Source organism: Ruegeria sp. CDSA236, from assembly GCF_059611285.1.
Genome location: NZ_JBXWPG010000002.1, coordinates 274,700 through 289,310 on the forward strand (window position 1 = coordinate 274,700; position 14,611 = coordinate 289,310).

A 14,611-nucleotide genomic window follows, 5' to 3' on the forward strand; every position below is an offset into this window, starting at 1 on the left:
TCAGCCTACTCTCTTCATTCCCATCACCCGTGCTCGTGCGCGCGGATCACTGTCAAACAGAGCGGCCAGTTGCTCGGTCATGGCTCCGGCCAGTTGCTCGACATCCGTGATGGTCACGGCGCGGTCGTAATACCGGGTCACGTCATGGCCGATGCCGATGGCAAGCAATTCCACCATCTTGCGCTTTTCGACCATCCCGATCACATCGCGCAGGTGCTTTTCCAGATAGTTTGCTGGGTTCACGCTGAGCGTTGAATCATCGACCGGCGCCCCGTCCGAGATTACCATCAAAATCTTGCGCTGCTCGCGCCGTGCCATCATCCGGCGATGCGCCCATTCCAGCGCCTCGCCGTCGATATTTTCCTTCAGCAGACCTTCTTTCATCATCAGCCCCAGATTGGGTCGGGCGCGTCGCCACGGGGCATCCGCGCCTTTGTAGATGATATGGCGCAGATCGTTCAGACGACCGGGCTGCTGTGGGCGGCCATCGTTCAGCCAGGCCTCGCGCGCCAGCCCGCCTTTCCACGCTCGCGTGGTAAAGCCCAGAATCTCGACCTTGACGTTGCAGCGTTCCAGCGTGCGTGCCAGAACATCCGCGCAGATCGCCGCGATCGAAATAGGTCGCCCGCGCATCGAGCCCGAATTATCCAACAGCAGCGTCACCACCGTATCGCGGAACTCAGTATCCTTCTCGACCTTAAAGCTCAGCGGTGTGGTTGGGCTTGCAACAACACGCGCCAGACGGCCCGCGTCCAGAATGCCTTCTTCGCGGTCGAACTCCCAGCTGCGGTTCTGTTGCGCCTGCAACCGGCGCTGCAATTTGTTAGCCAAACGGCTGACGGCGCCTTTCAGCGGTTCTAGCTGTTGATCCAGATAGGCCCGAAGGCGTTCCAGCTCAGCGGGCTCCGCCAGATCCTCGGCGGCGATCTCTTCGTCATGGGTGCTCAGGTAGACCTTATAGTCGGGATCAGCATCGGATGCAGGCGGAGGGGCAGGCGGCTCCAGCGGGGCCTCGCCCTCGGGCATCTCGGCCTCTTCTCCCATTTCATCCTCGGCCATCTCATCCATGGAGACTTGGGCCTGAGACTGATCCTGCTGTTCTTCCTGTGACTGCTCAGGGGTCGCATCCGCGTCCTGTTCGTCCTGATCATCCTGACCAGTGCTGTCGGGGTCGGGCTGTTCTTCGGCGTCGTCTTCGGCCTGATCTTCCTGATCTTCGTCCAGCTCATCCGGGTCATCGCCCAGCTGATCGCCATAGCCCAGATCCTTGATCATCTGGCGTGCAAACTTGGCGAATTCGGCCTGGTCCGAAAGCACCTCGTCAAGGTTCTCCAGTACGCCCCCCGCCTGATCTTCGATAAACCCGCGCCACAGGTTCATGACATTGTCAGCCGCAGGCGGCAGGTCGCGACCAGTGGCCAGATGCCGGATCAGATAGCCGGCGGCCACCGAAAGAGGCGCGTCAGCTGGCTGTTTGCACTGATCATACCCACGCCGGATCGCTTCGTGCCCGATCTTGACGTCGATGTTGGACGCAGTGCCTGGCATGTCCCGCGCACCCATCGCTTCGCACCGGGCAACCTCCATCGCCTCGTACAGATCGCGGGCCATGTCACCCGGAGGCGCATAGCGATTATGAGTAGCATCATCGTGATAGCGTCGCTGCAAAGCCAAAGCATCCGCGGTCCCGCGCGCCAACAGAACCTCTTCCCGCGTCATGCGCCGCGAGACCTGAGGCAACCGCATCGACTCACCCGACAGGCCCGACGGGTCGACCGTATAGCTCACCGTAAGTTCCGGATCGTCGGCCATCACTTTGGTGGCTTCGGCCAGAGCTTTCTTGAACGGATCAGCGGGGTTGTCTTTGGGTTTGCTCATCGGTGGCAGGTCCGGTCTTGTTCTACTCGGGCAACCTAGAGCCAATCATAGGTCTTGACCATAGGGTCGGCTTTGTTTTCCGGGTAATCAGCGGCACGCCCGAATTGCAAAAACGCCGGACCTGTAGAAAAGAGGCAACGCCCGGCTTCTGCGTGGCCTGTGATTCTAACTGGGGGTGACTTTTCCGTCAGTACAATGCAAAACGAACGGTACACGAACGCGTGATATAGTTATTTGTTTGGGACGGTTTTATGGGACTCTGAAGACAAATTCGAAAATTGTTCGGGATCAAAAGGCAGACCATAGATTTACAGCCCTCGGGCTGGCTAGCCGAGAATGTTTTCTGTCAGTCACCCTCAACGCCGCTGAGTGAGATAGTTCACGTTTTCGATCCCAAATACAAAGATCCTGACCCAATCAACCTAGTGCATATCGTCAATTTCTTTTCTGTCGACGGAGCGATGAATGATGTCCAGCGCGCTACGTTGGATAGCATGGTGACTGCCTAATCAGATCCGTTGGCTGGTGAAGGTGAAACAACTTTGGTGCAGGTTCCGGTGCATGGGGACGAAGATCTGATTCAGGCCCATTACGGCCTGCAAGTTGCGACAAAACTGAAACGCACGGTTCTGGATGTCGGAACGTTTCGAATTCCTCGGCCTTTGCCACTTTTGTTTGATGTTCTGGAAAAGGGTGCATCCGTTGCGAAACCCGGAGATTTTGTAATCTACACTAATGCAGATATTTGTCTTCAGCCCTATTTTTATGGCGCGGTACGTCAGCTTATTGCGGGTGGTTTCGATGCCATCACGATCAATTGTCGGACATTTGGCGATGCGCATGGGTTTTCCCATGACCCCCTGTCTATGGGTGAGGTCGGTATGCAGCATCCGGGTTTCGACTGCTTTATTTTTTCCAAAGAAGTTTTCGATCAATTTGTCCGCACAGATTCCTGCCTCGGGATGTCTGGGGTCATACAGCCAATGCTATTCAATCTCGCTGCGCACTCGAAACGAATGCTGATGCTCAAGAATGTCAGTCTGACGTTTCATTTCGGCGATGATCGGCCGTGGAAAACCCAGGACTTTGATGATTATGCCATGCATAACTTCACAGAGGCGGCAGATAGTTTAACCAAATTGGCGGAAGACGTCAGTAAACGCGGTCATCTTCGCGAATTCTGTGACAATCACATTGGAATCTGGAAACTTGACGACGATGGATTGTTGGCTCCAGATGCGGCTCAAGAAGTTGCACAGGCACATTTGGCCAATAATGCATAAAGGCTAACTTTCGTAGCATTTGATGATGTGGCCCTACCAGAGCTTCCGAAAGCCTGTGCCACGCACAAGCCCCCGGCAATTCCGTATAATTTGTTATCCCAAGCTGGTGCTTGCAGCGCTTTCCGGGAGTTCCTCGTCAAAACACCGCTGATAGAACTCGGCCACTGTCTGGCGCTCCAGCTCGTCGCATTTGTTCAGAAAGGATAGGCGGAAAGCATAGCCGACATTGCGGAAAATCTCGGCGTTTTGGGCCCAGTTGATTACCGTTCGGGGGCTCATCACGGTCGAAAGATCACCGTTCATGAACGCAGTCCGAGTCAGATCGGCAACGGTGACCATCTGAGCGACGATCTTGCGGCCCTCGGCAGTGTTGTAATGCGGCGCTTTGGACAGAACGATCATCGTTTCTGCGTCATGGCTAAGGTAGTTCAGCGTCGCGACCAGAGACCAACGGTCCATCTGGGCTTGGTTGATCTGTTGTGTGCCGTGATACAGGCCGGTCGTGTCACCCAGGCCAACAGTATTGGCGGTGGCAAACAGGCGGAAATACTTGTGCGGGGTCAGAATCTCGTTCTGGTCCAGCAGGGTCAGGCTGCCATTGGTTTCCAGAACGCGCTGGATCACAAACATCACGTCTGCGCGCCCGGCATCGTATTCGTCAAAGACGATCGCAACAGGGTTACGCAGAGCCCAGGGCAGAATTCCTTCGTGGAAATCCGTAACCTGCTTGCCGTCGCGCAGTTTGATCGCGTCCTTGCCGATCAGGTCGATCCGGCTGATATGGCTGTCGAGATTCACACGCACAGCCGGCCAATTCAGGCGTGCGGCAACCTGTTCGATATGGGTCGATTTACCGGTGCCGTGATAACCCTGAATCATCACGCGGCGGTTATGGGTAAACCCTGCGAGGATTGCCAGCGTCGTATCTGGGTCGAACTTATATGTCGGGTCGATCTCGGGAACCCGTTCTGTCTGTTCGTAAAAGCGTTTGACCTGCATGTCAGAATCGATGCCGAACACATCTCGGACCGAAATCTCTTCTGTTGGTTTTGCGTTTGCGTCAATCGGCCAATCCATGCCTGTCGTCCTTATCCTGATACCGCGGCCCCCGCGCGGGCTTCTGAACCCGTGTGTGGTGCAACATATTGCGGGTAAGGGCAAGGGGAAGCGGCGAGGCTAAAAGACTGAGGCGCAGTTTCATTCGTATTGACGCGCTCGGCATACCGCCTCCGTTCGTTTCAGATAAAGGCACAGTGCCCAATCGGATTACACCTAAGGAGATGGTCTTGGTGAAATTGCACTTTTACATCAGGCGATATTGTTGGCCAGCAGGCAACAATATGCATTCAAATATGAAAATATCACTTAGTTTGGGGGTAACTGTGTTTTAGACTGAACATATTGGTGAGTTTTGATGGGTTACGAGTGAGGTGGTTTATGAGAAGCTTGGTTCAGGCTGCTTTTAGTTCTGTCCTTTCCATGGTCATTTGTTGGCGCATTCGGTCGTCAGCATCCTGGGCCTGACCAATGGCTTTTGATGCCCTTCTCCATACTGTCAACAGCACTGGCCGCGGAGACCTGATCGTTCAGGACACGACCGTTCCTGCCATTATCTCTGGCTCGACGATCTCGTTCGATGGTGGGGCAACGTTCCAGACCTACACATATCTTGGCCAAGGCAATTACCGTGGCACAGGGGAATCTGGCGAATTCATTCGGGTGGGCGGCCAGGTTTATGCCTGGGACACGGCGAACCCGACGGGCCCGATGACATTGGGGAACTGGAAGATCACGACCTCGGATCTTGATCCAACAGACCCGCCCTGTTTTGTTTCCGGGACTTTGATTGATACCGACAACGGACCGGTCCCGGTCGAGAAATTGGTTGCTGGCGACAGGGTGCTCGTCTCGAATGGCGGGGCAACGCCTATTGTCTGGATCGGCAAAAGGGTTCTTAGCACTATGGCTTTGCACAGCAGGCCAAAGTTCAGACCTGTCTGCATCCGGAGAAATGCCCTGGGCAAAGGGGTGCCGGATCAGGATTTGTACGTGTCGCCTCAGCATCGGATCGTGCTGGAAGGCTGGCGGGCCGAGTTATTGTTTGGCGAAGCAAAGGTTTTTTCGGCTGCCATCCATTTGGTCAATGGCGATACGGTCTATCAAGTGTCGCCCGATAAGCCGGTAGAATATTTTCACATTGCCTGCGAACGGCACGAGATTTTGACATCCAATGGCTTGCGCAGCGAAAGCCTGTTTCTGGGCGACAGGGCGCTGCAATCCTTTCACCGCGAAGACGTCGACGAATTGCGCGCGCTATTCCCTGAACTGTGTGCTGAGGCGTTGGTTCCACGAACGCGGTTACGTTGCTTGAAACGCCCCGAAGTGCTGGCGCTGCAGGGTATGGCCAGCAATTAAAACGCCTATTTAAAGTTCCGGCTGTCTTTGATCTGGTCCCAGGCCCAGACAACCTCTTGCAGCTGCTCTTCCTGCGAGCGGTCGCCGCCGTTCATATCGGGGTGCAACACCTTGATCAGCTTTTTATAGGTCTTTCGGATTTCGGCCTTGGACCAGCTGTCATTGGCTTCCAGAATCTCGATAGCGCGACGTTCGGTCGGGGGCAGGCGGCGGCCGCCTCCGCCTGTAGTGCGCCCTTTGTTCTGGGTACTGTTCGCGCCCAGCACCTGGTGCGGGTCTTCGATTCCCAAACGGGCCCAGGCACGTGCCTCGGGATCGCCCATGGGTTTGGTTTCACGCTCCCAGACTTTGTCCTTAGACTGTTGAGCATTCATTTCGGCCTCGGTCGTGCCGTCGAAGAAATTCCATTTCTGGTTATACTCGCGCACATGCTGCTGGCAGAACCAGAAGAAATCATCCAAAACATCCGGTGCTTTCGGGGCCCGAAATTTACCAGGCTCTTCACAGCCCTCATGGTCACAGATTCGCACCGAAGTTTCAGACGCGCCAGACATACCACGCCGTCCACGCGGGTTTTTTTTCTTCGCGCTGGAGACGGACATATCGAATCCAAATGGGTCTGATTTCGTCATGCTATGATCCTTAAGAACGCATCTTCTCGACTCGGAGGCAGCAGTTTAGTCTAAGCAGCCGAAAGTAGAAGAGGGGGGCGGTAATATTTTTGCCGCTGAGCGTAAAAATGACCGTGACCGAAGAAATGCGAAGCCGCCTGCAATCGGCGTTTGATCCACATGAGCTTGAAATCGTTGACGACAGCGAAAGCCACCGCGGGCATGCCGGATTCCAAGAAGGTGGTGAAAGCCATTTCAACATCCGAATCCGCGCGGCTGCATTCGAGGGGCAATCTCGCGTTGCCCGCCACCGCGCAGTGCACAAGGCGCTTGGAGATATCGTGCCGCGGATCCATGCTCTGGCATTGGATATCGGTGTTTAGGCAGGCTTTTGTAACGCGGCCCGGAACGGTCGCACCCCTGCAGCGAAGACAATTCGCGGGTTTTGCCGTGATCGTTCAGAGATTGGCACAGGGTCGCGGGTTGGATAGGTGAAAGCCGGCCGGTAATTTTTCGGCGTTTTGGTGATTTCGACCGGTTTCTTGCACTGATTGCAACAAATCAGGAAATTCAGCCTGAATGTGAAAACATTCCATGCATAACAGTTGCTCGAACGCGGGCCCTAATCTACCCTCCATTGACGGGATGTTTTTCAGGTATTTGGTTTTGAGAGTTCTTTTTGTGCAGGCTGGATTTGGGCCTGGGGGGGCAGAGAAAGTAATCGCCATGGTTTCAGGGCATTTTGCCCGGCGCGGTTGTGCTGTTCACGTTACCGGTTTTCAGATGCCGACCGATGGTCCCTATTTCCCGATGCATCTCGATGTTGAACTCAGCGTTGCAGAAAAGGCGACGGGACAGGCGTCACGTATTACGCATATCCGCTCTGTCATAAAGAAATTTCGACCGGACGTTGTAATCTCATTCCTGACCAAGGTGAATGTTCAGACTCTTCTGGCAAGCGTTGGAACCGGGATTCCCGTTATCATTTCTGAACGCAATAATCCGCTGCGGCAGGACGCACATCCCCTTTGGGCACCGCTTCAGGGGATTGCGGGGATAAAGGCAGCAAAGGTTGTCGGGCTGACACATCGCGGATTGGCGGATCTTCCCTTCACTTTGCGCAAGAAGGGGATGGTTATTCCGAACCCGATCCTCCCCTTTGAGCGAGTTGAAGCCTCTGGCACGAGGCAGGGTGTGCAACTGGTCGCGGTTGGCCGCCTCGTTCGGCAAAAAGGGTTCGACATGCTGCTGCAGGCGATGCAGCGCATTCATTCCCAAGCTCCAGATACCAGGCTGATTATCTATGGTGAGGGCAGCGAGCGGGAAAATCTGCAGAAACTGCGCGATGATCTGGGGCTACAGTCGGTTGCTCGGCTGCCCGGCAATACGATCGAGGTCGGGGAATGGGCGCAGCGCGCAGACATTCTGGTAGCGACCTCGCGGTTCGAAGGGTTTCACAATGTCGTCGCTGAGGCGGCGGTCAGCGGGATACCGGTCGTGTCTTTCGATTGCGATTACGGTCCGTCAGAGTTTATTCAAAACGGACGGAACGGATATCTGGTTCCCGTCAACGATGTCAGTGGTTTGGAACAGGCAGTGCTGAAGCTGATCCATGAACCCGACCTCAGGGCGCAGATGTCCAAGGTGTCACCTACGCTAAAGGCCGATCTGTCCCCGGATCAGGTCTTTGCCCAATGGGACACGTTAATTCGCGACGTCACGAGCTGAGATTCAAAACGCTACTCCTGACAGCCGTTTTTTTTGACAGGCCCGGTTAGGGCAATCAGGTTTTTTGACCTTCAGTCTCTGCAGTTTCGTCTTCCGATTTTTCTGTTTCAGCACCTTTCAGCGACAAAGGCGGCTCTTTGGCCTGTTCTGCAATGGGGGCCGGGGCCTGAACGGTATCGGGACCAGGAACAGGTTGAGCAAGAGCAACGCCATCCTTCGTTTCGGTCGGGCCAGGTGTCGGGGCAACAGGCATATCAATTTCACGGCGAAATATCAGGACATTGCGCCAGTTCACGGTGCTGCCGGTCAGGCCGGAGCGTTCCTCGCTGGGCAACAACTCGGCGCGTTGATATTCCCAGCCATCCTGCCCCATCTGGTTTAGCACTTGTTCAATAGAAGCAGCGAAACGTCCCTCGGCTGACTTTTCACCCTTGGTCTTGGCAGACTTTTGGGGGGAAGGGACAACTTTGTATTCGTAGCGGGGCATCGGAATTCCTACCTGTAAGTTCCGGGTAATCTAGCAGGTTGATCACAATGGGAAAGTCATCATAGCGCGGCGGGCGAATTCCGGCACATCTGCTGGTGCGGGCCTGGTGCCACAAATGACAAGCGGCGGGACTTTGCGCAAAGGCTAAAGTCCCGCCGCCGAAATCAGTAAAACCGAAAGATCTACGATCCCAGTTTCTTGGCAATCAGCTCGTTGACGGCCTTGGGATTGGCCTTGCCACCAGTCGCCTTCATCACCTGACCAACGAACCAGCCGGCCAGTTTCGGGTTTACCTTGGCCTTCTCGACCTGTGCCGGATTGGCGGCTATGATCTCGTCCAAAGCGGCCTCGATCGCGCCCGTGTCCGTCACCTGCTTCATGCCGCGGTCTTCGACGATCTGCGCCGGATCTCCGCCTTCGGTATAGACGATTTCGAACAGGTCCTTGGCGATCTTGCCCGAGATCGCGTCCGAGGAAATCAGGTCGATGATGCCGCCAAGCTGTGCAGGTGAAACCGGCGAGTCGGTGATCTCGTGATCTTCCTTTTTCAGGCGGCCAAACAGTTCGTTAATGACCCAGTTTGCAGCCAGTTTGCCATTGCGACCCTGCGCGACCTCTTCGAAATAGGCAGCCGATTCAACATCAGCAGTCAGCACCGATGCGTCATAGTCCGTCAGTCCGAACGTGCTGATAAAACGCGCTTTTTTATCGTCAGGCAGCTCGGGCAGGTTGGCGGCGATGTCGTCAACCCAGGCCTGCTCGATCTCTAGCGGCAGCAGGTCAGGGTCAGGGAAGTAGCGATAGTCATGCGCTTCTTCCTTGGACCGCATCGAACGCGTCTCGCCCTTGTCCGGGTCATACAGGCGGGTTTCCTGATCGACCTTGCCACCACCTTCGACGATCGCGATCTGGCGGCGGGCTTCGACCTCAATGGCTTGCTGGATGAAGCGCATCGAGTTCATGTTCTTGATCTCACAACGGGTGCCCAGATGCGAGAAATCCTGTGTTTCCTGATACTTTTCATAGGCCCCCGGCAAACAGATCGAGACGTTCACGTCTGCTCGCAAATTGCCGTTCTGCATGTTGCCATCACAGGTGCCCAGATAGCGCAGGATCTGACGCAACTTGGCGATATAGGCGGCGGCCTCTTCCGGGCCGCGAATGTCGGGGCGGCTGACGATCTCCATCAGGCAAACACCGGTTCGGTTCAGGTCGACGAAGGACATATGCGGGTCCATGTCGTGGATCGACTTGCCCGCGTCCTGTTCCATGTGGATGCGTTCGATCCGCACCATGCGCGCGGTGCCGTCGCCCATCTCGACCAAAACTTCACCTTCGCCGACAATAGGCTGATAAAGCTGGGAAATCTGATAACCCTGCGGAAGGTCGGGGTAGAAATAATTCTTGCGGTCAAAAGCCGATTTCAGGTTGATATCGGCTTTCAGGCCCAACCCGGTGCGCACGGCCTGTTCGACGCAATATTCGTTGATCACCGGCAGCATTCCCGGCATTGCCGCGTCCACAAAGGCCACGTTCGAGTTCGGCTCGGCCCCGAATTGGGTCGACGCGCCAGAGAACAGCTTGGCATTGGACGAGACCTGCGCATGCACCTCCATCCCGATTACCAGTTCCCAATCGTGCTTGGCCCCGGCAATGGTTTTGGGCTTAGGCATTTCGTATGTCAGGTCGAGCATGGCGCGCCTCATTTCCGCAGAAGTCTAAGCCTGCGTATTAGGCCCGGCGCGCCAAAGGGGCAAGGGGGAATCAGTGTCCGGACAGGTGCAACCCTGTCGGAGTAAAGGTCACATCCATGCCGCTGCGCAGTTCCTCACGAAACAGGTCACCGATTGCCCGCAACGCATCGCGGTGCCCGCGGGCTGCAAACCGTTCGGGCGAGTTGATGCGGACCGAGTTATTGAACCCTTGTGCCGCATGGGCCCAGATCAGCGGATGCAGTTCGGTCAGGTGATCACGGATCAGCCAGTTGGCCGCGTCGTGGATCTGAGCGCGCACCGCGTCGGCCTTTTCATTCCCCCCAAGGCCGTTCTGGATGGTTATCGCACAATAGGCAGCCAGCATATTGACCATCTGCTGGTCGGGACGGTTGCGCAGAATATCGTGCAAACCCTGCAGGAAATATTCGATATCCAGCTGTGCGCAGGCTTCGTCGTCCAGGGCGATGGCATCAAACTGGACCCAAGTGTAGCCACCGGCGCCCCAAAGGTCATGGGTACGGGCTGCATTGCGCAGGGCCTGAACCTCAAGCTCTTCATAGCTGCCGAACCAGCGTGGCAGCAAATGGGTGCCCATTGCACGCATATGGCGTTGGTTATGCGGGTCCAGCGTAATCAACTGTTCATACTGATCAGCCACGCGCAGATTGGACTTGCGCTGACCTGCCAGCAGAGCACAGCCAACAGCCGCAACCAGCGCATTGTTGGGCGCGGCTTCGCGGCATTTTGGCAGGATATCGGCCGCGCGGTCGAAATGGGCGGTGCAGCGAGACCGGTGCAAGGGGGGAAGAACTGCGTTTGTCGCAGTGCCGCGCCACGCCCAGGCCAGGTCAATATGCGCCATAGCCACAACAAGGGCGATCATCGGATCATCCTCATGCGCCCGCATTTCATCCTCAAGCTCAGAAATTCCGCCAAGAAGATCATAGTCTGACAATGCCCGATAATCGGACAGAGCGTGTTCGACCGCCAGCACCACATCGGACCGAGCGCCGAATGCCAGCAAATCCGCGATTGGCATCCCATCGGGCGCAGTTTCGCGCGCGTCATCGGCGGCACGCATCTTTGCAGAAAGGTCTGCCCACCGATCCTGGCGGGCCAGATCGCGGCCAAGTTCGATGACGTCCTGACCGATCAGTTCATCGGCCGAGACATTTGCGACGGGGATATTTACCGAACCCTGATCTGGCAGAGCAGCGGCCAGCACTGCATCGGCGGCGTCGAAATCTGACGCAATTTTCAAGGATGGATGTGGAACGCGGGCCTTTTGGGCCATCAGAAACCGGAACATGCTTACACTCGAAACAAAAAAAATCGTAACCTAGCTTTAGAGACTGGCCTCTATTTGGCTCAAATTCAAGCTACAACCGTCTTATTGTCGCTTTGTTCCGGTCAATGCGCCCTGAGGCTCGGGATCGTTTCAAAATGGGCCGAAATGATGCCGTTCAACCTTTAGACCAGCCTCTTTCAGGCGGGACTCGAGTTCCTTATGCGGAGGGGTCGACTCATCGGGCAGGCGAATCCGCTTTTCCGAGGTCAGCACCAGCGACATGCGCACCGAGAAATCCCAGCGTGTATCCAGACGCACATGGTCGATTTCGCTCAATCTTACGCCAGCCTCGCGCCGCCCCGAGAACCACCGCAGCCCATCCTGATCCAGCCGGAGCCCCGAACGGGTGTTTTGTGCAAAGTCCCATAATGCGGGCAGGGTGAACAGGGCCAGCAGGCCAATCAGCCACCAGACGGCATCAAAGGCGATGACCAACACAGCCAGCGCGGCATAGACCGACAGCAGAATGGCGATGACCTGCGGTGACCTGTTATGCCGTGTATAGGAATAGGGGGTCATGCGTTCAGGATGCGCGTCACCATTTCGGTCGTGTCCCGTGAAAGGTCTGGCGTTTCGGCGATGCGGGTCAGCTGGGTGCGGATAAGGGCCTGGCGATCTGCGTCATAGCGCTTCCACGTCTGGAAAGCCGAACACATCCGCGCCGTAGTCTGCGGATTGACCGGATCCAGTTTGATCAGCCAGTCCGCCAGCAGAGAATAACCAGCTCCATCAGCACGGTGGAAACCGGCGTGATTCGTCGCCAATGCCCCCAGAACAGCCCGGAAACGGTTCGGGTTCTTCCAGTTGAAATCCGGGTGCCCGGTCAGGTGGCTTACGATATCTGCAGTCTCTGCCGGGGCTGACATCGCCACCTGCAGGCCGAACCATTTGTCCATCACCAGCCGGTCATCTTGCCACCGGTCATAAAACGCGTTCAGTTCCTGTTCCCCTTTGCCCGCACGCAACAGGCAGGACAAAGCCGAAAGCTGAAGGGTCATGTTATCGGCGCGCTGATAATCCTCGGCCGCTTTTGCACCCCCGTCCAACCGTGAGGTCAACGCCAATGCGGCCCCACCCAGAGCCCGCTGGCCGGCTTGTTCTGCGTCCGGGCTAAAGGCTGCTTCGATGCTGGTTTCGCTATGCAGGCGGGGCAGCAGATCCTGAACGTGCTGGGCCGTTACCTGCCGCAGCGTTTCAACAGCGGTCCAAATGGCCATCGGGTCGGGCGTGACACCCTGTTCATGCATCATCGCAGCAAGTTCAGATTGGGACGGCAACCCCAGCATCAAGGCGCGATAAGACGGGTCAAGATCGCTGTCGCGCAATACGGCGAGGATGCCATCGAGATAATCCGTTTCCGGTGCCGCATCCGTCAAGATCATCTTGATCAGCGTGTCTTCGGCTAAAGATCGCCCCGCCTGCCAGCGGTTGAACGGGTCGCTGTCATGAGCCAGCAAAAAGGCCCGCTCAGCGCTGCTCTGGTCATGTTCCAGAATCACAGGGGCCGAGAAATCGCGCAGGATTGAGGCCGTGGGTTTGGGCGGATTGGCACCGGACACGCGTTCCGGTCCTTCGCAACCCTGCAAGCGCCAGCCTTCTACTGTGTATTCGAAAGCAAAGCTTTGGGTTTCCTGCGTGAACTCCAGAATGGTTGTGGGCATGGCTTCATCCCCGTTCGCGCCAATCAGCCCGACCGCAACGGGGATAACCTGCGGCAGTTTTTCTGACTGTCCGGGGGTCGGGTCGGTGCGCTGTCTCAGCGTCAAGGTGTAGATGCCATCAGTCCATTCTTCGGTCACCGATACGCGCGGGGTGCCAGACTGGCTGTACCAGCGTTTGAACTGGGTCAGGTCGCGACCTGTGGTGTCTTCAAACACCTTGATCCAGTCCTCGATGGTGCAGGCCTGACCGTCATGCCGATCAAAATACAGCTCCAGCGCCTGCGCATAGGCCTCGTCACCTACCAGACGTTTCAGCATGCCGATCACCTCGGCGCCTTTTTCGTAGACCGTCGCGGTGTAGAAGTTGTTGATCTCCTGAAAGCTCTCTGGCCTTACCGGATGTGAAAGCGGGCCGTTATCCTCGGCGAATTGGCGCGCCCGCAGGTCGATGGCATCGTGGATACGTTTGACCGGGGCCGAGCGCATGTCCGAGGTGAACTGCGCATCGCGGTACACCGTCAGACCTTCTTTCAAGCACAGCTGAAACCAGTCGCGGCAGGTGATGCGGTTGCCAGTCCAGTTGTGGAAATACTCATGCGCGATGATCGCCTCGATCCGTTCGAAATTCATATCGGTGGATGTCTCAGGGCTGGCCAGCACGGCGGACGAGTTGAAAATGTTCAGACCCTTGTTTTCCATCGCCCCCATGTTGAAATCATCGACGGCGACGATGTTAAAGACATCCAAGTCGTATTCGCGGCCATAGACGTCCTCGTCCCATTTCATCGACTTCTTCAGCGCCTCCATACCGAAGGCGCATTTTCCCTCATCACCGGGGCGCACCCACAGGTTCAGTTCAACCTCGCGGCCCGATTTGGTTGTGAACTGACCGGGATGTGTAATCAGGTCGCCTGCGACAAGGGCGAACAGATAGGCGGGTTTGGGCCAGGGGTCATTCCATTCGGCCCAGCCATCCCCCTTGCCGGTCGGGTTGCCGTTCGACAGCAGAACCGGCAACGCGCCATTAATGCGTACGGTGAAGATCGACATCACGTCGGGTCGGTCGGGATAGAAGGTGACCTTGCGAAACCCCTCGGCCTCGCATTGGGTGCAATACATGCCGTTCGACATGTAGAGCCCCTCAAGCGCAGTGTTGTTGCCTGGGTCGATTTCGACCTCGGCTTCCCAGACAAATGCCGCGTCGGGGACAACCGCTGTCAGGCCGGTCTCTGTAACGTCTGGAGTGATCTCAACCCCGTCAACAGTAGCACGGATCAGTTTCAGTTGCTCACCATGCAGGAAAAACTGACGGTCTGAGGCATCAGGATTGGGCCGGAAGGTGATGCGCGAAGTCACTCGGGTCGCATTTGGGGCCAGATCAAAGGTCAGATGTACGCTGTCCACCAGATAACCAAACGGTGTGTAGTCTTTCAGATAGATCGTCGTGGGGGCTGCGTCGCGCATCGGTGGCCTCGAATGGGTTGG

Annotated in this window: 12 protein-coding genes; 4 read left to right on the forward strand and 8 right to left on the reverse strand. The window is 56.4% G+C overall.

What is annotated here, in order from left to right; all coding sequences use genetic code 11:
- Positions 1-1,878, reverse strand: coding sequence for a cobaltochelatase subunit CobT (cobT, locus tag AC2FLB_RS05365; protein ID WP_496706505.1), 1,878 nt, complete (start codon positions 1,876-1,878; stop codon positions 1-3).
- Positions 1,879-2,396: 518 nt separating this feature from the next.
- Here cobT and AC2FLB_RS05370 point away from each other — a divergent pair.
- Positions 2,397-3,161 carry a hypothetical protein gene (locus AC2FLB_RS05370; RefSeq protein WP_496708788.1) on the forward strand — a complete coding sequence of 255 codons (765 nt, stop codon included), beginning with the start codon at positions 2,397-2,399 and terminating at the stop codon, positions 3,159-3,161.
- Positions 3,162-3,254: 93 nt separating this feature from the next.
- Here AC2FLB_RS05370 and cobS read toward each other — a convergent pair whose 3' ends face one another.
- Positions 3,255-4,238, reverse strand: a complete 984-nt coding sequence (cobS, locus tag AC2FLB_RS05375; RefSeq protein WP_496690879.1) for a cobaltochelatase subunit CobS — start codon at positions 4,236-4,238, stop codon at positions 3,255-3,257.
- 450 nt (positions 4,239-4,688) lie between these two features.
- Here cobS and AC2FLB_RS05380 point away from each other — a divergent pair, with 450 nt between their 5' ends.
- Entirely contained in the window at positions 4,689-5,576 is an 888-nt protein-coding gene (locus AC2FLB_RS05380; protein WP_496708789.1) for a Hint domain-containing protein, read from the forward strand.
- Between the two features lie 5 nt (positions 5,577-5,581).
- Here AC2FLB_RS05380 and AC2FLB_RS05385 read toward each other — a convergent pair whose 3' ends face one another.
- The gene (locus AC2FLB_RS05385) at positions 5,582-6,208 is read right to left on the reverse strand and encodes a J domain-containing protein (RefSeq protein WP_496689725.1); all 627 of its coding nucleotides are present in this window, start codon (positions 6,206-6,208) and stop codon (positions 5,582-5,584) included.
- Between the two features lie 107 nt (positions 6,209-6,315).
- On the opposite strand from AC2FLB_RS05385, the gene AC2FLB_RS05390 reads away from it, so the two are divergent.
- Together AC2FLB_RS05390 and AC2FLB_RS05395 are read left to right on the forward strand one after the other, a co-directional pair.
- Complete coding sequence (locus AC2FLB_RS05390; protein WP_142634975.1) at positions 6,316-6,570, forward strand: BolA family protein; 255 nt, start codon at positions 6,316-6,318, stop codon at positions 6,568-6,570.
- Positions 6,571-6,853: 283 nt separating this feature from the next.
- Complete coding sequence (locus AC2FLB_RS05395; protein ID WP_496690877.1) at positions 6,854-7,915, forward strand: glycosyltransferase family 4 protein; 1,062 nt, start codon at positions 6,854-6,856, stop codon at positions 7,913-7,915.
- A 55-nt stretch (positions 7,916-7,970) separates the two neighbouring features.
- On the opposite strand, the gene AC2FLB_RS05400 is transcribed toward AC2FLB_RS05395, so the two are convergent.
- From AC2FLB_RS05400 to pepN, 5 genes are all read right to left on the reverse strand, one after another.
- The gene (locus AC2FLB_RS05400) at positions 7,971-8,402 is read right to left on the reverse strand and encodes a DUF4177 domain-containing protein (RefSeq protein ID WP_496677550.1); all 432 of its coding nucleotides are present in this window, start codon (positions 8,400-8,402) and stop codon (positions 7,971-7,973) included.
- Positions 8,403-8,584: 182 nt separating this feature from the next.
- Positions 8,585-10,096, reverse strand: coding sequence for an Asp-tRNA(Asn)/Glu-tRNA(Gln) amidotransferase subunit GatB (gatB, locus tag AC2FLB_RS05405; RefSeq protein ID WP_271950243.1), 1,512 nt, complete (start codon positions 10,094-10,096; stop codon positions 8,585-8,587).
- 70 nt (positions 10,097-10,166) lie between these two features.
- A complete protein-coding gene (locus AC2FLB_RS05410) occupies positions 10,167-11,426 on the reverse strand; it encodes a hypothetical protein (RefSeq protein ID WP_281994894.1) in 1,260 nt (419 codons plus the stop codon).
- Positions 11,427-11,555: 129 nt separating this feature from the next.
- Positions 11,556-11,984 (reverse strand): hypothetical protein, encoded by a 429-nt coding sequence (locus tag AC2FLB_RS05415; RefSeq protein WP_271950240.1) that lies wholly within the window; start codon positions 11,982-11,984, stop codon positions 11,556-11,558.
- Complete coding sequence (pepN, locus tag AC2FLB_RS05420; protein ID WP_496708790.1) at positions 11,981-14,590, reverse strand: aminopeptidase N; 2,610 nt, start codon at positions 14,588-14,590, stop codon at positions 11,981-11,983. Before pepN ends, AC2FLB_RS05415 begins: the two co-directional genes overlap by 4 nt.
- Positions 14,591-14,611: the final 21 nt, after the last annotated feature.